This window comes from Rhodopseudomonas telluris (assembly GCF_042432815.1).
Taxonomy (GTDB): domain Bacteria; phylum Pseudomonadota; class Alphaproteobacteria; order Rhizobiales; family Xanthobacteraceae; genus Rhodopseudomonas; species Rhodopseudomonas telluris.
Map to the genome: position 1 here is coordinate 964977 of NZ_JBHLWM010000008.1, position 17444 is coordinate 982420.

At 65.7% G+C, this 17444-nt stretch carries 16 protein-coding genes; 2 read left to right on the forward strand and 14 right to left on the reverse strand.

Features of this window, described 5'->3' with window-relative positions:
* Positions 1–24 precede the first annotated feature (24 nt).
* A complete protein-coding gene (gene dnaE / locus ACFFJ6_RS21950) occupies positions 25–3501 on the reverse strand; it encodes a DNA polymerase III subunit alpha (RefSeq protein WP_378391818.1) in 3477 nt (1158 codons plus the stop codon).
* A gap of 522 nt (positions 3502–4023) precedes the next feature.
* On the opposite strand from dnaE, the gene ACFFJ6_RS21955 reads away from it, so the two are divergent.
* Positions 4024–4275, forward strand: a complete 252-nt coding sequence (locus ACFFJ6_RS21955) for a DUF3551 domain-containing protein (RefSeq protein ID WP_378391820.1) — start codon at positions 4024–4026, stop codon at positions 4273–4275.
* A gap of 29 nt (positions 4276–4304) precedes the next feature.
* Here ACFFJ6_RS21955 and ACFFJ6_RS21960 read toward each other — a convergent pair whose 3' ends face one another.
* From ACFFJ6_RS21960 to ACFFJ6_RS21975, 4 genes are all read right to left on the reverse strand, one after another.
* A complete protein-coding gene (locus ACFFJ6_RS21960) occupies positions 4305–5249 on the reverse strand; it encodes an ABC transporter substrate-binding protein (RefSeq protein ID WP_378391822.1) in 945 nt (314 codons plus the stop codon).
* Complete coding sequence (locus ACFFJ6_RS21965) at positions 5246–6334, reverse strand: LLM class flavin-dependent oxidoreductase (protein ID WP_378391824.1); 1089 nt, start codon at positions 6332–6334, stop codon at positions 5246–5248. The genes ACFFJ6_RS21960 and ACFFJ6_RS21965 overlap by 4 nt, the downstream gene beginning before the upstream one ends.
* Positions 6335–6354: 20 nt before the next feature.
* Complete coding sequence (locus ACFFJ6_RS21970) at positions 6355–7494, reverse strand: acyl-CoA dehydrogenase family protein (protein WP_378391826.1); 1140 nt, start codon at positions 7492–7494, stop codon at positions 6355–6357.
* A gap of 118 nt (positions 7495–7612) precedes the next feature.
* A complete protein-coding gene (locus ACFFJ6_RS21975; RefSeq protein ID WP_378391828.1) occupies positions 7613–7843 on the reverse strand; it encodes a hypothetical protein in 231 nt (76 codons plus the stop codon).
* 79 nt (positions 7844–7922) lie between these two features.
* Here ACFFJ6_RS21975 and ACFFJ6_RS21980 point away from each other — a divergent pair, with 79 nt between their 5' ends.
* Positions 7923–8174 carry a DUF3551 domain-containing protein gene (locus ACFFJ6_RS21980; RefSeq protein ID WP_378391830.1) on the forward strand — a complete coding sequence of 84 codons (252 nt, stop codon included), beginning with the start codon at positions 7923–7925 and terminating at the stop codon, positions 8172–8174.
* A 265-nt stretch (positions 8175–8439) separates the two neighbouring features.
* Here the strand turns inward: ACFFJ6_RS21980 and ACFFJ6_RS21985 are convergent, their stop codons facing one another.
* The 9 genes from ACFFJ6_RS21985 to ACFFJ6_RS22025 all read right to left on the reverse strand — a co-directional run bounded on the left by ACFFJ6_RS21985 (position 8440) and on the right by ACFFJ6_RS22025 (position 17444).
* On the reverse strand, positions 8440–9135 hold the full coding sequence (locus ACFFJ6_RS21985) for an ABC transporter ATP-binding protein (protein WP_378392267.1): 696 nt from the start codon (positions 9133–9135) through the stop codon (positions 8440–8442).
* 10 nt (positions 9136–9145) lie between these two features.
* A complete protein-coding gene (locus tag ACFFJ6_RS21990) occupies positions 9146–10426 on the reverse strand; it encodes a lipoprotein-releasing ABC transporter permease subunit (RefSeq protein ID WP_254986543.1) in 1281 nt (426 codons plus the stop codon).
* A 54-nt stretch (positions 10427–10480) separates the two neighbouring features.
* Positions 10481–11800 carry a proline--tRNA ligase gene (gene proS, locus ACFFJ6_RS21995; RefSeq protein WP_378391832.1) on the reverse strand — a complete coding sequence of 440 codons (1320 nt, stop codon included), beginning with the start codon at positions 11798–11800 and terminating at the stop codon, positions 10481–10483.
* 157 nt (positions 11801–11957) lie between these two features.
* Positions 11958–13598, reverse strand: coding sequence for a copper resistance CopC/CopD family protein (locus ACFFJ6_RS22000; protein WP_378391834.1), 1641 nt, complete (start codon positions 13596–13598; stop codon positions 11958–11960).
* Positions 13595–14086 (reverse strand): YcnI family protein, encoded by a 492-nt coding sequence (locus ACFFJ6_RS22005; RefSeq protein WP_378391836.1) that lies wholly within the window; start codon positions 14084–14086, stop codon positions 13595–13597. Before ACFFJ6_RS22005 ends, ACFFJ6_RS22000 begins: the two co-directional genes overlap by 4 nt.
* Before the next feature lie 35 nt (positions 14087–14121).
* Positions 14122–14661 (reverse strand): copper chaperone PCu(A)C, encoded by a 540-nt coding sequence (locus ACFFJ6_RS22010; protein ID WP_378391838.1) that lies wholly within the window; start codon positions 14659–14661, stop codon positions 14122–14124.
* Positions 14662–14790: 129 nt separating this feature from the next.
* Positions 14791–15162: a DUF2946 family protein gene (locus ACFFJ6_RS22015; protein ID WP_378391840.1), complete on the reverse strand. Its 372-nt coding sequence runs from the start codon at positions 15160–15162 to the stop codon at positions 14791–14793.
* Positions 15163–15649: 487 nt separating this feature from the next.
* On the reverse strand, positions 15650–16966 hold the full coding sequence (locus tag ACFFJ6_RS22020; RefSeq protein WP_378391842.1) for a nicotinate phosphoribosyltransferase: 1317 nt from the start codon (positions 16964–16966) through the stop codon (positions 15650–15652).
* 193 nt (positions 16967–17159) lie between these two features.
* Entirely contained in the window at positions 17160–17444 is a 285-nt protein-coding gene (locus tag ACFFJ6_RS22025) for a DUF1467 family protein (RefSeq protein WP_378391844.1), read from the reverse strand.

Here is a 17444-nt window from a genome sequence, read left to right on the forward strand (position 1 = left end):
AACGATACCACTTCGGGTCGTCAACTACAGCGCCTGCACGTCGACGACGCCGGAGACCGCCTTGATGGCGCCGGCGATTTGCGGCGAGACCTTGTAGCGGCCGGGCAGCTTCATCTCGACCTCGGTCTCGAGGTCGAGCATCAGCACCAGCGAAACATCGCCCTCGCCTGCCGATCGGCCCTGCGCCGGACTCGACGGTGCAGCGCCCTCCAGCCGCTTGGCGACCGAGTCGAGGAATTTGGTGTCCCGCAGGAAGATGCGCAGGCCCTTCTGCGCCTTGGCGGCGGCGGCGTCGAGCGGCTCGGCATGCAGAACGCGGGCGCGGACGTCCTCGCCCTGCAGTTCGGCGCCGAGCTGCAGCAGCACAGCGGCGCCCGGCTCCAGCACGTCGCGATACTGCGCCAGCCCTTCGGAGAACAACACCGCCTCGAAATGCCCGGTCGGATCGGACAGGCCCATGATGCCCATCTTGTTGCCGGTCTTGGTGCGCCGCTCCATGCGCGACACCACGGTGGCGGCGACCTTGCCGGCGGTCGCACCGGACTTCACCGCCTTGCAGAAGTCGGCCCAGGACTGTACCCGCAGCCGCTTCAGCGCGGTGGTGTAGTCGTCGAGCGGATGGCCGGACAGGAAGAAGCCGATCGCGTCGTATTCGCGGCGCAGCCGCTCCGACGGCAGCCAGGCTTCGATCTGCGGCAGCACGATCGACGGTGCATCCGGCAGGCTCCCGAACATGTCATTCTGGCCGCTGGTCGCCGCTTCGTTGGCGCGCTGGCACGCCGCGATGATCGCATCGGCCGCAGCGAACACGCGCGCGCGATTTGGATCGATGCAGTCGAACGCGCCGGCGGCGGCAAGGCATTCGATCACCCGCTTGTTGATCGCGCGGGGGCTGACGCGGGCGGCGAAGTCGGCGAGCGAAGCAAACGGCCGGTCGCCGCGTGCCTCGACGATCTGCTGCACTGCCTGCATGCCGACGCCCTTCAGGCCGGCGAGCGCGTAGTAGATGGTGTTTTCGCCGACCTCGAAGGTCGCGCCGGAGCGGTTCACCGACGGCGCCTCGACCTTGATGCCGAGCCGCTGCGCTTCGGCGCGGAATTCCGACAGCTTGTCAGTGTTATTGATTTCCAACGTCATCGACGCGGCGAGGAATTCGACCGGGTAATGCGCCTTCATGTAGGCGGTGTGGTACGACACCAGCGCATAGGCGGCCGCGTGGCTCTTGTTGAAGCCGTAGTCGGCAAACTTCGCCAGCAGGTCGAAGATGGTGTCGGCGGCGTCCTTGGCGACGCCGTTCTTCACAGCGCCGTCGACGAAAATCGCGCGCTGCTTGTCCATCTCGGCGCGGATCTTCTTGCCCATCGCGCGGCGCAGCAGGTCGGCGTCGCCGAGCGAGTAGCCGGCCATGACCTGCGCGATCTGCATCACCTGTTCCTGGTAGATGATGACGCCGAACGTTTCCTTGAGGATCGGCTCCAGCATCGGATGCAGATATTCCGGCTCCTCGTCGCCGTGTTTACGCGCGCAATAGGTCGGGATGTTGGCCATCGGGCCCGGGCGATACAGCGCCACCAGCGCGATGATGTCCTCGAATCGGTCGGGCCGCATATCGACCAGCGCGCGGCGCATGCCCGCGCTTTCCACCTGGAACACGCCGACCACGTCGCCTCGCGCCAGCATCTGGTAACTCGGCGCGTCGTCGATCGGCAGCGTCGGCAGGTCGACATGGATGTCGCGCTGCTTGAGCAGCTTCACCGCGACGTCGAGCACCGTCAGGGTCTTCAGGCCCAGGAAGTCGAACTTCACGAGCCCCGCCGGCTCCACCCACTTCATGTTGAACTGGGTGACCGGCATGTCGGATTTCGGATCTCGGTACATCGGCACGAGATCGCTGAGCGGCCGGTCGCCGATCACGATGCCGGCCGCATGGGTCGACGCGTGTCGGGTCAGGCCCTCGAGCTTCTGCGCGATGTCGAAGGCACGCGCCACCACAGGATCTTCATCGCGGAACGCCTGCAGCTTCGGCTCGCCTTCGATCGCCTGCTTCAGCGAAATCGGCGCGGCCGGGTTCTGCGGCACCAGCTTGGTCAGCTTGTCGACCTGGCCGTACGGCATCTGCAGGACGCGGCCGACGTCGCGCAGCACGCCGCGCGCCTGCAGCGTACCGAACGTAATGATCTGCGCGACCTGATCGCGGCCGTAACGTTGCTGGACGTACTCGATCACTTCGCCGCGGCGGTCCTGGCAGAAGTCGATGTCGAAGTCCGGCATCGAGACGCGTTCCGGATTGAGGAAGCGCTCGAACAGCAGGCCGAAGCGGATCGGATCGAGGTCGGTGATGGTCAGCGAATACGCCACCAGCGAGCCCGCGCCCGAGCCGCGGCCCGGCCCGACCGGAATGCCGTGTGCCTTCGCCCACTTGATGAAGTCCGACACGATCAGGAAGTAGCCCGCGTATTTCATGCGGCTGATGACGTCGAGTTCGAAGGCAAGCCGCTTGCGGTAGTCCTCCTCGGTCGTGTTCGGCGACAGGCCGTGCACGCGCAGCCGCATCTCGAGCCCCTGCTCGGCCTGGTGGCGCAACTCGGCCGCTTCGGCGGCGGCCGCTTCCTCGGCGTTGCTGACGTTGGCGCCGACGGTGAACAGCGGCAGGATCGGCTTGCGGGTCAGCGGCCGGTAGGCGCAGCGCTGCGCGATCTCGACCGTGGACGCCAGCGCCTCCGGCAGATCTGCAAACAGCACCGCCATCTCGGCGCGGGTCTTGAATCGATGATCGGGCGTGAACTGGACACGATCGGTCTCGGCGATCAGCTTGCCGGAGGCGATGCACAGCAGCGCGTCGTGCGCCTCGAAATCGTCGCCGGTGGCGAAGTGCGGCTCGTTGGTCGCGACCAGCGGCAGCCCGATGTCGTAAGCGAGGTCGATCAGACCGGCTTCAGCCCGGCGCTCGGCATCGGTGTTGTGGCGTTGCAGTTCGACATAAAGCCGATCGCCGAACGCCGACGCCAGCCGCTCGCAGCGCTGCCGGGCCAAAGCGGGATCGGACAGCATCGCCAGCGAGATCGGGCCGTCGGGTCCGCCGGTCAGCGCGATGACGTCCTCGGTCTCGCCGTCGAGCCAGTCGAACTTGATGTGCGGCGCCTGATTGACCGGCGTCTCCAGGAACGCGCGCGAATTCAGCCGCATCAGGCTGCGATAGCCACGCTCGCGCGTCGCCAGCAGCACGACGCGGGACGGGAGCGCCAGCGCAGCGTTGCGCGAAGTCGGGTCCTGATCGCCGAAGTCGATCCCGAGCTCCAGACCGACGATCGGCTGGATGCCGCTGCCTGACAGCTTATCGGAGAATTCCAGCGCGCCGAACATGTTGTCGGTGTCGGTCAGCGCCAGCGCCGGCTGATGGTCGGCCTTGGCGAGTTCGGCCAGCCGCGCGATCTTCATCGAGCCCTTCAACAGCGAATAGGCCGAATGAACGTGCAGATGGACGAATCCGGCTTGGCTCATCGCGCGGCGGCTCTCGATAGGACGGGACGGCAGTCGGAACGGCCATCGCGTAGGGTCTGGGGTGAAGGTGCTAGGCCGGCGCGCTCAGCACAGCCGACTCGTCCTTAATGGTGACCCCGGGAGTGCGGCGGTGCAAGCGGCCTCGCCTGCCTTGTCCCCGCTATTGCCGCCGCAGGACCGAGGCTCATCCGCGGTCGCCTCAGAGCTGCGGCAGCACCTGCGCCCAAACCGCCACCATGCCGATGAACAGCGCAATCGACGTCAGCGCCGCAGCTTCCTGAATGAAAATCTTCAACATCGTCCGCCTCCCTCTGACCTTGTGAACATATGTAGAACATAGTTCTTCTTTTGTTCTCACGTCAAGGATGCTCGCGGCGGTGGACATCGAAGGCTTAACGAGTCCTATACGGACATGGCTTGTCCCCGCTTCCCACCGATTGACGGGAACGAGCGCGAAGCGCACGGGTGGGCAGCAGCGGCAGCCCTGTCGACGCCGCACGGGCTCGACGACTGGAGACAATGATGCGCCTTCATTCCGTGATCTTGGCGGCCGGCCTGGGACTGCCTGTTGCATGGTCGTCCGCCGCCGTTGCGCAGCCCTACGACAACTATCCGGTCTGCCTGCGGGTCTATGGTCCGGTACGGTTTGACGAGTGCCGCTACGTCTCCATCGATCAGTGCCGTCCCTCGGCGACGGGCATCGCCGGCCAGTGCATCACCAATCCCTGGTATCAACCTCCGAGCGCACCGGCGCGCCGCCACCGCGGGCATTGAGCCGCTGGCCGCGGCGATACGTCATCGCCCTACTGGCTCGCCAGCGCCCCATCGATTGCCGGGGCGAACGAGCGGTCGACGACATCCTCGGCCTTCAGCGACCGATTGATCAGGCCATTGCGGAAGTAGAGGTCGATCGTCTGCTGTTCGCCCGAAACCACGGCATCATCCACAGCCGTGATCCTGATCTTGGCACGGCTGAGCCAGTTCAACGGGACCGCAGGCGGAATGCCCATCAGCTTGCCCCAGGTGTCTGCGTAGACAGAGACATTGTTCAGCGACCATGCCCGCGCCCGTGACAATCGCTGCAGGAAATCCTGCAGTTCGCCCCGCTTGCTCGCAATCGCGTCCGGGCGCGCAACCTGGAAACTGAGCCCCGGCGTCAGCCCTTCGGCGGTGATCACCCGACGGGAGCCGAACAGCACCTCCTCCTGACTGACATAGGGCTCCCAAGTCGACCACGCGTCCACCGAGCCCTGGCTATAGGCGATCTTGGCATCCGATGGCGCGAGGAACACCAGTTGGACATCCCCAGGCTTCAATCCTTTCGCTTCCAGCGCAGCGAGCACCAGCTGGTGACCGATGGAGCCGCGGCCGGTCGCGATCTTCTTGCCCTTCAGGTCGTCGAAGCTGCGGATCGGCGATTCCTTCGGCGCCAGAATGGCGAGTCCCTCCTGCGTCTGCCGGATCGCCGCGATCGCCTTCACCGGAACGTTGGCGGCGGCCGCGAAGGTGAACGGCGCATCGCCGACCAGCCCGGTATCGAGCGCGCCGGCACCGAGCGCTTCCAACAGCGGTGCCGCTGCGGGAAACTCGCGCCACTCAATCTTGTACGGCACGTCCTTGAGCACGCCGGCGGCTTCCATCACCGCCTGCGAATTGCCCTTCTGATCGCCGACGCGCAGCACGGTCTGCGCCGCGGCGCCGTCGGCCGCGCCAATCAGCAGCGCGGCCGCAACGAGGAACCGGATCATGCCGCCACCGCTTCGCGGCGGGCGACCAGTTCGCGCGTCAGCGGGATCAACTCGCGCCCATAGTCGATGGCATCGACCAGCGGATCGAAGCCGCGGATCAGGAAGATGTCGACGCCAAGCGCGTAATAGTCCAGCAAGGCTTCGGCGACCTGCTGCGGCGTGCCGACCAGCGAGGTCGAATTGCCCCGTGCACCGGTCAGCTTGGCGAGTCCCGTCCAGAGCCGCTTGTCCAACCGCTCGCCCTTCGCCGCCAACGCCAGCAGGCGCCGCGAGCCTTCGTTGGCCGGCTGCCCAGCGCCGCGCTTGAAGCCACTGACCTCCTGCACGGCCTGAGCGCGTGCCAGGATCGAGTCGGCCTTAGCCCAGGCGAGCTCCTCGGTCTCGGCCAGGATGGGACGGAACGACAGGCTGAAGCGCGGCGACGGCCGGTTGTTCTTCGCCGCCGCAGCCTTTACACGGCCGATGATCGACCGGACCTCCTCATAGGTCTCACCCCACAGCGCGAAGATGTCGGCGTGCCGGCCCGCGACCTTGATCGCCGCATCCGATGCCCCGGCGATGAACACCGGAATGCCCTCCGGGCGCAGCGGCTTGATCTGCGAGAAGCCGCCCTTCACCTGATAGTACTTGCCGTCGTAGTCGAACGGCGTGTCGCTGCTCCACTCCGACCGCACGATGTCGAGAAACTCGCTGGTCCGCGCGTAGCGCTCGTCCTTGTCCGGCACGGTGTTGCCGTCGTGAACCAGCTCCGCGTGATCACCGCCGGTGATGACGTTCAGCGAGACGCGACCTTTGGTGAGATGATCGAGCGTGGCGAACTGCCGTGCAAACACCGTCGGGGCCGTGAAGCCGGGACGCTGCGCGATGAACACGTTCAGACGCTGGGTCACACTAGCGATATGCTGACCGACCTGCAGCGGGTCCGGAAGATCGGAATGAAACGCCAGCAGCGCGCGGTCGAAGCCGGCGTTCTCGTGGGCCTTGGCGACGGTCTCGACGTGATCGATGTCGAGCACCGGGCCGGAGCGCACGATGGTCTCCGACGAATTGTTGTTGCCGATGAATCCGATGAATTCGAGAGCCATGCTTCCTCCTTGCGATGATGTCAGATGCCGAGCGCGGCGCGGCCGGCGGCGAGCTTGATGGAATCGTCCTGCGGAGTGTGGACGCGGGCGCACAGCACGTCGCGATAGTGCCGCTCCAGCGGATGGCGGCGCGACAGGCCGTGATTGCTCGACAGCGACAGCGCGGTCTGCACCACCTCAACGGCGTTGTTAGTAACCGTCAGCTTCACGGCGTGCGCGTCGGCGACCGCGACGCCGCCGAGATCCTGTTCGGCCGCGGCAGTCTCGATCAGCCGCGTGTTGACAGCGAGCCGGATCTCGATGTCGCCGAGCGCCTCCTGGGCGCGCGGCAACGTCGCCAGCGCGGCGCCGAGATTGGCGGGTTTACGCTGCTGCAGAAAATCGACCAGCCAGCTTCGCGCCGCTCGCGCGACGCCGTCATAGATCGCGGCGATGAACAGGCTATGGATGGCGTTCTGGGCCGCGTTCGGCGACTGCCACTCCGCCGGCGCACGGACGTCGATCGCATGGTCGAGCGGCACACGAACCTGATCGAAGACGATGTCGTGGCTGCCGCTGGCGCGCTGACCGAGATGGTCCCAGGACTCGAGGATCGTCGTCCCCGGCAGTCCGGCAGGCACCAGGAAGGAGCCCACGCGCGGGTCGGGCTCATCGGTCTTCGCCCATACCAGATAGTGCTTCAGGATCGGCGCACCGGTGGAATAGATCTTCCGGCCGGATACTAACCAGTGGTCGACCTGTCGCGACGCCGTGGTGGCCGGCAATCCGCCCCGTGCCGGCGAGCCCAGCTCCGGCTCGACCCGCAGCGCATTGATCAGCGCCACGCCGCGCACAGACTCGGCCGACAGCTTTCTCGTCAAATGCAGAGGAAAGCGGTCGTCACGTGTCAGCAGATAGTGCTGGATGTAGTGCATCGACAGGACCAGTGCGGTCGCCGCATCCCCCTGTGCGATCAGTCCCAGCACCCGCACCAGTTCGAGGGCGCCTGCACCCTGCCCGCCGAATCCACGCGCGACCGGCAGCGCGAGCAGCCCGGCCTCGGACAGCCGATCAAAGTTCTCGAAGGGAAAGCTGCCATCACGGTCGTATTGTGCGGCGCGCCCCGCAAAATCAGCCGCAAGCAAGCGTGCGCGATCGAGCGGTCCGATTGCCGCATCCATGGCCGTGCCTTTCGCTAACGGGCAGCCGCGATTGATCGGCCACGCAAACAAGCGCAGCCGCGGATCCGTCCGCCCGGTCTTGAGTAAACTGCTCAACCCGCCCGCCCGCTTGCGGGCATCAATAAGGTTGGCTGATGTGACGAATGATGCGGACAGGTTTGATCGAGGTCAATGAAATGGATTTTCGAATGTCGCTCGCAAATAAGAGAACCGTTTTCGATCCCGCCGCCGCCGCAAGGCACTTTGCCTTACCGGCGCGATAACGGACCGTTCGGACTGTCGTCACCGCGCGATGTTGGTCCGCTACGACGGCGTCACTCGCGTGGCCGGAGGCGTCGAGGTCGCCCATGACCGCGGACTGATGTATAGCGATCGCAAGCAGGCTGACGCCGCCGCCGTCGCCGCCTTAACGCGAGAAAGGATCGAAGATGCGAAGCCTGTTCCTGCTCACGCTGCTCGCCGGCCTCGGCCTGACCTCGGCCGCCCAAGCCAGGGACTACCCGGTCTGCCTGCGGGTCTATCTGAACTATCACGACTGGTACGACGAGTGCAGCTACGACACCATGCAGCAGTGCCGGATGTCGGCCTCGGGACGCGCCGCCGACTGCATGACCAATCCGTGGTACAAAGCCCCCGAGCCACGCAAGAAACCGCGCCGCTCGCAGCGGCAGCGCGACTGAGGCGCCGGGACATCTCTTGAATGAGGGGCCGGAGTATAGCGCGTCCGATCGCCATCAAGTCTCCGCGCCCGCACCTACGTCATTGCCCGGCATGACCGGGCGACCCAGTATTCCAGAGCGTTTGCGCTCGAGGCACAGCCGCTCTGGATTACTGGATCATCCGCATTCGCGGTTATGACGAAGGAGTCGTGAAGCCATGCCGGCTTCAGATTCCGGGCTCGCTCGCTGAGGCCAGCGCCCCGGATTGACAGGGCGCAAGTCCCGCCTACTCCAGCTCCACCACCACGCCGTCTTCGATCGACACACGGCGGTCCATGCGGCCGGCCAGTTCCATATTGTGGGTGGCGATCAGCATCGACACCTGGGTGGCGCGGACGAGCTGCATCAGCGCCTGGAAGACATGGTCGGCCGTGTGCGGATCGAGGTTGCCGGTCGGCTCGTCGGCGAACAGCACGCGCGGCGCGTTGGCAACGGCTCGTGCGATGGCGACGCGCTGCTGCTCGCCGCCGGAGAGTTCGGCCGGCCGATGGGTGATGCGGTCGCCGAGGCCGAGATAGGCGAGAATTTCCTTGGAGCGGCTCACCGTCTCGCTGCGCTTCAGGCCGCGGATCATTTGCGGCATCATCACGTTTTCCAGCGCGGTGAATTCCGGCAGCAGCCGGTGCGACTGGTAAACGAAGCCGATGTCGGTGCGGCGGATCTGGGTGCGCTCGGCATCCGACAGCGCCGACGTCGCTGTGCCGCCGACATAAACCTCCCCCTCGTCTGGATGCTCGAGCAGCCCGGCGATGTGCAGCAGCGTCGACTTGCCGGAGCCAGACGGCGCCACCAAGGCAACCGACTGCCCGGCCCACAGCGCCAGCTTGGCACCGTTGAGGATCGTCAGATGCGCCTCGCCCTGGACGTATTGGCGCTTGATGTCGTGCAGATACACGACCGGGATGTCGTCCCCCTGCTCCATCTCCGGCGTCTCACTCATAGCGAAGCGCGTCCACGGGATCGAGCCGCGCCGCCCGCCACGACGGATACAGCGTCGCTAGGAACGAGAGCGTCAGCGCCATGATCACCACCGCGCTGGTCTCGGCGAAGTCCACCTCGGCCGGCAGCTTGGACAGGAAGTACAGCTCTGGCGAGAACAGCTCGGTGTTGGTGACCCAGGACAGGAATTGCCGGATCGACTCGATGTTCATGCAGATCAGCAGCCCCACCGCGAAGCCGGTCAGCGTGCCGACCACGCCGATCGCCGCGCCGGTGATCAGGAACACTCGCATGATCGAGCCCTGGGTCGCACCCATGGTGCGCAAGATGGCGATGTCGCTGCCCTTGTCCTTCACCAGCATGATGAGGCCGGAGACGATGTTGAGCGCCGCCACCAGCACGATCAGCGTCAGGATCAGGAACATCACGTTGCGCTCGACCTGCAGCGCGTTGAAGAAGGTCGAGTTGCGCTGCCGCCAGTCAACCAGGAACACCGGCCGCCCCGCCGCCTCGGTCACCGCCTTGCGGAAGACGTCGATGCGGTCCGGATTGGTAGTGTAGACCTCGATCGCGGTGACGTCGTTGTTGCGGTTGAAGTAGGCCTGCGCCTCCTTCAGCGGCATGAACACGAAGGTCGAGTCGTATTCCGACATGCCGATCTCGAACACCGCCGCGACCTTGTAGGGCTTGATCCGCGGCGTGGTGCCCATCGGTGTCACGGCGCCGCGCGGCGCCACCAGCGTGACGCTGTCGCCGGCGTGCAGCGACAGCTGATCGGCGAGCCGACGGCCGATGGCGACGCCCTGCCCCTCGTCGAAGCCTTCGAGCGAGCCCTGCTTGATGTGGTTGGCGATCGACGACAGGTTGTTGAGGTCGTCGGCGCGGATGCCGCGCACGAACACGCCCGAGGCGTTGAAGGGCGACGACGCCAGCGCCTGGCCGTCGACCACCGGCGCTGCGAGCTTGATGCCCGACACGCCGCTGATGCGGTCGGCAACGTCCTTCCAGTCGGTCAGCGGGCTTTCCAGCGGCTGGACCAGCAGATGGCCGTTGAGGCCGAGGATCTTGTCGAGCAGCTCCTTGCGGAAGCCGTTCATCACCGCCATCACGATGATCAGCGTCGCGACGCCCAGCATGATGCCGAGGAACGAGAAGCCGGCGATCACCGAGATGAATCCCTCACGGCGGCGCGCACGGAGGTAACGCCCGGAGAGGAGCCACTCGAATGGCGCAAAGGGGGGAGTTCGAACTGGCTCAGTCATGCTGTGATCCATGCTCCGAATTTCACACGATTCGGGCTAATTTCAGCCGAGCCGCCCGTGGATATCTTACGGCGCCAACCGGGCAGCCGCCTCCGCCAGCGCGACCGACTCTTTCGATCCGTCGCTGCGCCGCTTCAGTTCGATCTTGCCTTCGGCCAGCCCGCGCGGTCCGACATGGACCTGCCACGGAATGCCGATCAGGTCGGCCGTCGCGAACTTCGCGCCGGCGCGCTGGTCGGTGTCGTCGTACAGCACATCGACGCCCTTCGCGGTCAATTCCTTGTAGAGCTGCTCACAGGCCGCGTCGGTCGCCGCATCGCCCTGCTTCAGGTTCAGGATGGTGACGCGGAACGGCGCCACCTCCTCCGGCCAGATGATGCCGTTGTCGTCGTGGCAGGCCTCGATGATCGCGCCGACCAGCCGCGACACGCCGACGCCGTAGGAGCCGCCATGGATCGGCGTATCGGCGCCATTCGGACCGGCCACATTGGCCTTCATCGAGTCGGAATACTTGGTGCCGAAGTAGAAGATCTGGCCGACCTCGATGCCGCGGGTCTGAAGCCGGTTGGCTTCGGGCACTTCGCTCTCGTAGCGCGCCGCCTCGTGGACGTCCTCAGTGGCCGCATAGACCGAGGTCCACTGCTTGATGATCGGGGTCAGGTCGCCATCGTAGTCCACATTCTCGTCCGGCACCGGCAGGTTCAGGACGTCCTTGTCGCAATACACGCCGGACTCGCCGGTCTCGGCCAGCACGATGAATTCGTGGCTGAGGTCGCCGCCGATCGGGCCGGTCTCGGCCCGCATCGGGATCGCCTTCAGGCCCATCCGGGCGAAGGTCCGCAAGTAAGCAACGAACATCTTGTTGTAGGATTTGCGCGCCGCCGCCTCGTCGACGTCGAACGAGTAAGCGTCCTTCATCAGGAATTCGCGGCCGCGCATCACGCCGAAGCGCGGGCGCTGCTCGTCGCGGAATTTCCATTGAATATGATAGAGATTGAGCGGGAGGCTCTTGTAGGACTTCACATAGGCCCGGAAGATCTCGGTGATCATTTCCTCGTTGGTCGGGCCGTAAAGCAATTCCCGCTTATGCCGATCGGCGATGCGCAGCATCTCCGGACCATAGGCGTCATAGCGACCGCTCTCGCGCCACAGATCGGCGAGCTGCAGCGTCGGCATCAATAGCTCGATCGCGCCGGCACGGTTCTGCTCCTCGCGGACGATCTGCTCGATCTTCTTCAGTACCCGATGGCCGAGCGGCAGCCAGGCGTAGATGCCGGCGGCCTCCTGCCGCAGCATCCCGGCGCGCAGCATCAGCCGGTGCGAGACGATCTCGGCCTCCTTCGGGTTTTCCTTCAGGATCGGCAGGAAGTAACGCGACAAACGCATGGGATTTGCTCAAGAATCAGGGGAAATCTGGTTTGCGCCAGTGAAACCGGATCGGGCAGCAAAACACAAGGGCGCGGCTGCGCAACTTTGCGAAAGACGCCGGTTTCAGCGCGGCTTGTGCGGGGCATAGCATGTGCCGGACCGGGCCGGCACCCGTCTATCGGATCATCACCGGTGCTTCGATGCTGACTTTCTCGAAGTCCGAGATCAGGATGCCGAGGGCCAGCGTCCAGCGCCCCGGCAGCGGTGCCGACATCCGAACCCGCCACGCCCCGTCCGGCTGCCGCTGCGCCTCGGCGCTGGCCGGCTCGATCCCGGCCGCCGGATTGGCCAGCGTGATCGTCACCCCCTGCGCGGCGAGCGGCGCTTCGTCGGGCGTCTGTAGCACGATGGTGAATTCGACGGGCCCAGCGCGGTCCGGCGTCAGCGTTACGCCGGCCATGGCCCGCTCGCCGTGGATGTGCACAAAGGCACTGTCGTGCACGGCGGCAATCGGGCTCGCGGTCCGCGGCGGCGGCGTGAACCGCCATAGCCCCACAACGCCGAGGATGGCGATCACCAGCACCAGCTCGGCCGCGATGCTGGCGCGCAACGTCCGCACCGCCCTCGCCTCGCCGGCCAGCAGCAGCGGCGTCAGCCTGCCCCGGTTCCACAGCGCCAAGCTGAGCAGCACAAACACCAGCGACAGCTTGGCAATCAACACCCGGCCATAATCGCTGTGCCACAGCGCGCCGAGCCGGCCGAGTTCGATCGCGGCGAGCGCGACCCCGCTGATCAGCAGCGCCATGACCGCCGCAGGGATCGCCCGCGAAAACCGTCGCAGCGTCGCCGGGGCTGCGTCACGCCGACCGACAGCGATCGCCAGCGGCAGCAGCGCGCCGATCCACAGCGCCAGACTGACGCCGTGGACCCACGCCGCGGCGCCAGCGAGCACGCGCGGTTCGGCCGTCGCAGCATGGCCGCTGACCGCGAACGCCGTCCCCAAGCTTACGACCGCCCCCAGCGACAGCCATCGCGCATTCCAGCCGCGCCAGCGGAGCGACGCCAGCGCCAGCAAGAAGGCGAGGCCCGTCAGCGTCGCGGCGTCGCCGAACGATCCCGCGCCGCCCGCACGCCACACGGCAGCGTCGCCGATCCGGCGAAGCGACATGTCGAGCACATCCAGTCCCTGCAGGCCGACCGCTCCGACCAGCGCGAGGAGGCCGAGCAGCGCGAAGCTCACGCTCACCGTCCCCGCACCGGCGAGCGGCACCGCGGCCATCCAGGCGAGAAACACTGCACCGCCGACGGCCGTGAACAGCGTCAACTCGACAACGATCCGCGTCCCCCAGATCGCGGCGCGGCGCACTGGATCGTCCGGCACGACGATCGCCGGCAGCGTCGTGCCCGGCGCACCGATCCAGAACGTCAGCGAGCCACCGATCGGGTGGCCGTCAGCCGAGATCACCCGCCAGCTCAGCACGTGGCCGCCCGCGCCCAGTGCAACCGGCGGATTGAAACGCAGGCTCACGCCATCGCGCACAATATCGGTGATCGAATGCGTGCCAGCCTGCGCATCGATCAGCGTGAGCGCGAGCGGCTCGACTGGTTCGTTGAAGATCAGGGAGAGCGTCGCCGGCGCCGTGGCCAGCACCGCCTCGGCGGCCGGATCGCTGGAGACCAGGCTGGCATGGGCATGCGCGAGCGCCGGCAACAGGATGATAACAGCGAGCGCCGTCAGCCAGCTCGGCCAACGGAATTGGAGTGACCGGGCGATCCGCCCGATCACGATCACCTGGTGCGCAGGGCGCGGGCTCACGGCGCCTTCGGTTTCAGCCGCAGCCCCGGCGCCGGTTCTTTGAGGCCTTCAGCGGCCTGCGCGGCCGTCGGCAGCTCGATCCAGCGATGCATGCCCTTCTCGCACTCCTGCACGACCGGGAAGTACAACGTCTTGCCGGCCGCATCGGGCAGCTTCATCACCAGACCGAAAGTGTCGTAGAGATTGTCGGGCAATGGCCCGCCCCGCCACGACACTTCGTCGACCGTCTCGGTGATGGTCTTGCCGTGCAGCTTCGGCTGCTCGCCCTCGATCTTGCGGGTCTTGATCTCGACGGTCCAGCCCGGCTTCATCTGCGGCTTCACCGACAATACACCGTCCGGGATCTTGATCCGGACCGCGACCGTCGCGGTGCCGTCGCAGCCGTGCGGCACGCTGAGCGCCGTCTGGAAGTAATTTCCAGCGACGGATTCATTCGGCTGCAGCGTGACGTGGGCGAGCGCCGCACCTGAACTCAGCGCAGCGGCCATGAAGGCCGCTGTTCCCCATGTAAAATGCGGATGCATCACTTCTTCATCCCATGGCCGCTGTGGTCCATCGTGCCATGGTCCATCTTCATCATGCTGCCGCCCGTGTCGCCCGCCGCCTTGGCGCCGACGCCCTGCACGTCGAACGTCACCTGCACCTTGCCGGCCTTCTCGAACTGCAGCGTCACCGGCACTTTCTCGCCTTCCTTGAGCGGCGCCTTCAACTCCTGGAACATGATGTGATAGCCGCCCGGCGCGAGCCTCACGGTCTTGCCCGGCTCGATCGGCAGGCCCTTCTCCAGCATCCGCATCTTCATCACGCCGCCGTCCATCGACATCTCGTGAATCTCGACTTTGCCGGAGACATCCGCCGTGGCGGACACCAGCTGATCGGCAGCGCTTCCCTTGTTCTCGATGGTCAGATAGCCGCCGGCGACCTTGGCGCCGCCCGGGGTAGCGCGGCTCCAGGCCTGGTCGATCACCAGATCGCCGGCCTTGACCTCGGCGGCTTGAACAGCGGCGGTGGACAGCAGGCTGATGACGGCGGCGGACGCGAAGGCGCGAATAAGTTTGGTCATGGGAGTCCTCGATGAGGTTGTTGAAAGGGTCGCACGGGCCGCGAACGAGACGGCATGATGCGCCCCGTGTCGGCCCAGTCGGAGGATGGTTGTGGAAGAATGCAGCGCGAAGGCTGCGGGCGCGTGACGTCAGGCCGCCGCTGGCGGCGCGCGGGCCTGGGCGTTGGCACTGAGGTGCTGCAGCAGCGGGGCCGCCTCGCGATGCGGCCACGACAACCGGTGCTGGGGCCGATCCAGACTGACGAAAGCCTCGGGCGCGGCAGCCGGAGTCGGAGCGCCGCCGAGGCCGACGGCGCAGATCGCGCAGCAGCCGCCATCATGCGGCAAACCTGTGGCAGGCGCCCCGTCCTGGTCGGCTGCCATCGCGGAGCACAGATGGGCGGTAGCGAGCGGATCAGCGGCCGCGGAGGCGACGAATCGGATGGCGCCGATCGGCGACAGCAGCTGCACCAGCAGCGCGAGCGCGAAGATCGGAATCGTCCGCTTCAGACATCGGCGCATCGCGGCCTGTCCTCCATGGTGGCGCATTAACATGCAGCTTTACCGCTGTCGATTGCGATAGGGCCGATGGTTTCTGCCCCGCACCATATCGAATGCACCCGCCATTCATGCGCAAGTTGCGAGTTTCCGTTCATTTCGCCTACCGCCTTAAATTTGAACATTCGTTGCCGCAAATGGTGACAAGTCAAAAAACTTCGGCTACGAATGATGACAACAGACTTAGCCCTGAGCGAAAGTCTGGGTGGTCCAAGTCTCGGGAGGAACCCTGACGCGCAACAATGCTGCGTCGCCCGTCAAACAAAACAACAAATCCAAAAAATTCGGGAAAATATTAGGGTCGACAAGGTTTTCAGCAGGGCACCCGCCCTGCTTTTTCTTTTCAGCAAGCTGTGCAGCGCTGTTCTACTCGCTCGAGCATGGACCATCGTCGATCGCCGATGGGCTCGCTGAGCGGCTCAGGATCGCGGCAACGATTCTCGCAGATCGCTCACACCGTGACCGAGTGATCCGTCATGCCCTCGGTGCCGAAAATTCGCAGATAGCGCCGCAGGTCCGCTTCGGGGCCCGTGGCCTTGATGGGATTGTCGGACAGCTTGACGGCGGGACGGCCGGCGGCCTCGACGACCTTGCACACCAGCGAGATCGGATCGAGCGCGTTGCCGCCGTTCGGCGCGCAGCCGCGGAAGTCGTTGGTCAGGTTGGTGCCCCAGCCGTAGCTGACGCGGACACGATCCTTGAAGTGCCAGAACGAATGCTCGATCGAATCGATGTCCATGCCGTCGGACAGGATCAGCAGCTTTTCCTTCGGGTCTCGTCCTTCGGCCTGCCACCATGCGATCAGTTCGTCGCCGCCTTCGATCGGCGGCTTGCTGTCGGGGCGCGCGCCGGTCCAGTCGGCGACCCAGTCGGGCGCATTGCGCAGGAACGAGGTGGTGCCATAGGTGTCCGGCAGGATGACGAGCAGGTTGCCGTCGTAGAGATGGCGCCAGTCGTCGAGCACCGTGTAGCGCGACGCCGCAACTTGCTGATCGTCATCGCCGGCCAGTGCCGCATAGACCATCGACAGCTCGTGCGCGTTCGTGCCGATCGCCTCCGAGCCGATTTCCATGGCGACGTGAACGTTGCTGGTGCCGATGAAGGCGTCGCCGATCCCCTCCTGCAGGGCTTCGCAGCACCACCTCTGCCACAGATAGCCATGACGGCGGCGCGTTCCGAAATCACCGATCTTCAACCGCCCCGAGGCCCTCAACGCCTGCAATCGCTCGACCTTGCCCCACAGCTTGGCCTTGGCGCGCGCATAGAGCACGTCGAGCTCGAAACGTCCCATGTTGCGCATCGCCTTGCGGGCGCGCAGTTCGTTGATGATCGACAGCGCCGGAATTTCCCACATCGTGGTGAGCGGCCACGGGCCGGCGAAGCGAAGTTCGTACTGGCCGTCGCGGACTTCGACCTCGTACTCAGGCAGCGCGAAGCTCTCGAGCCACGACAGAAACTCCGGCCGGAAGATCTGCTTCTTGCCGTAGAACGTATTGCCCGCCAGCCAGATCATCTCGCGCTTCGACAGCCGCAGCGTCCGCGCATGATCCAGCTGCGCCCGCAATTCGCCGATGTCGATCTCGTCGGCGATGCGGACCGCCTTGGTCCGATTGATCACCCCGAAGGTCACCGGCGTGTCGCGGTGCTTCATCCAGATCAACTGCAGCATCAGCAACTTGTAGAAGTCGGTGTCGAGCAGCGTGCGGACGACCGGGTCCATCCGATAGTTGTGATTGTGGACCCGGGTGGCGATATCGGTGAAGCTCATCTGGCAAACCCTTGGACGCCGGGGCCAGCGCAGACATGTCGCGCAGATCGAGCCGCCCCCATCGATCCGCTCCCTCGTCCAGAACCACTATCGCGTCCGAACTTAACAGATTTGGAAACTCGCCGCCGAGACGGCAATCCGCGCCATTGGTCTCGGTCCGTGCATGCTCGCGACACCGGCAATACGACGCGCCCTACAGCGGAATGCCCATCAGCTTGACGAGGCGATCGACGCCGAGCCAGCCGGCCCGATAGGCGTAGAGCGCGATCGCGAAGATCACCGCCGAGATCAGCGTGGTCCACAGCGCCTTGCGGACCATCAGCGCCGCGACCGGCGCGCCCGGATCGGTGCCGTCGATCTCGTCGCTGCTGTGTCCAGCCTCCGCGCGGTTGCGGACGCCGAACGGCAGCGCCATGAACAGCACCACCCACCACAGCACGAAGTAGATCGCCAGCAGACTGCCGATCTGGCTGATCAT

What these genes read in the sequence shown, in the direction of transcription:
- ACFFJ6_RS22005 (WP_378391836.1), bottom strand. Translation starts at nt 14,086, where the DNA reads ATGGCCGCTGCGCTGAGTTCAGGTGCGGCGCTCGCCCACGTCACGCTG.
- proS (WP_378391832.1), bottom strand. Translation starts at nt 11,800, where the DNA reads ATGCGTTTGTCGCGTTACTTCCTGCCGATCCTGAAGGAAAACCCGAAG.
- ACFFJ6_RS21965 (WP_378391824.1), bottom strand. Translation starts at nt 6,334, where the DNA reads ATGGCTCTCGAATTCATCGGATTCATCGGCAACAACAATTCGTCGGAG.
- ACFFJ6_RS22015 (WP_378391840.1), bottom strand. Translation starts at nt 15,162, where the DNA reads ATGCGCCGATGTCTGAAGCGGACGATTCCGATCTTCGCGCTCGCGCTG.
- ACFFJ6_RS21960 (WP_378391822.1), bottom strand. Translation starts at nt 5,249, where the DNA reads ATGATCCGGTTCCTCGTTGCGGCCGCGCTGCTGATTGGCGCGGCCGAC.
- ACFFJ6_RS22010 (WP_378391838.1), bottom strand. Translation starts at nt 14,661, where the DNA reads ATGACCAAACTTATTCGCGCCTTCGCGTCCGCCGCCGTCATCAGCCTG.
- ACFFJ6_RS22025 (WP_378391844.1), bottom strand. Translation starts at nt 17,444, where the DNA reads ATGATCAGCCAGATCGGCAGTCTGCTGGCGATCTACTTCGTGCTGTGG.
- ACFFJ6_RS21955 (WP_378391820.1), top strand. Translation starts at nt 4,024, where the DNA reads ATGCGCCTTCATTCCGTGATCTTGGCGGCCGGCCTGGGACTGCCTGTT.
- ACFFJ6_RS22020 (WP_378391842.1), bottom strand. Translation starts at nt 16,966, where the DNA reads ATGAGCTTCACCGATATCGCCACCCGGGTCCACAATCACAACTATCGG.
- dnaE (WP_378391818.1), bottom strand. Translation starts at nt 3,501, where the DNA reads ATGAGCCAAGCCGGATTCGTCCATCTGCACGTTCATTCGGCCTATTCG.
- ACFFJ6_RS21985 (WP_378392267.1), bottom strand. Translation starts at nt 9,135, where the DNA reads ATGGAGCAGGGGGACGACATCCCGGTCGTGTATCTGCACGACATCAAG.
- ACFFJ6_RS21970 (WP_378391826.1), bottom strand. Translation starts at nt 7,494, where the DNA reads ATGGATGCGGCAATCGGACCGCTCGATCGCGCACGCTTGCTTGCGGCT.
- ACFFJ6_RS21980 (WP_378391830.1), top strand. Translation starts at nt 7,923, where the DNA reads ATGCGAAGCCTGTTCCTGCTCACGCTGCTCGCCGGCCTCGGCCTGACC.
- ACFFJ6_RS21975 (WP_378391828.1), bottom strand. Translation starts at nt 7,843, where the DNA reads ATGGGCGACCTCGACGCCTCCGGCCACGCGAGTGACGCCGTCGTAGCG.
- ACFFJ6_RS21990 (WP_254986543.1), bottom strand. Translation starts at nt 10,426, where the DNA reads ATGGATCACAGCATGACTGAGCCAGTTCGAACTCCCCCCTTTGCGCCA.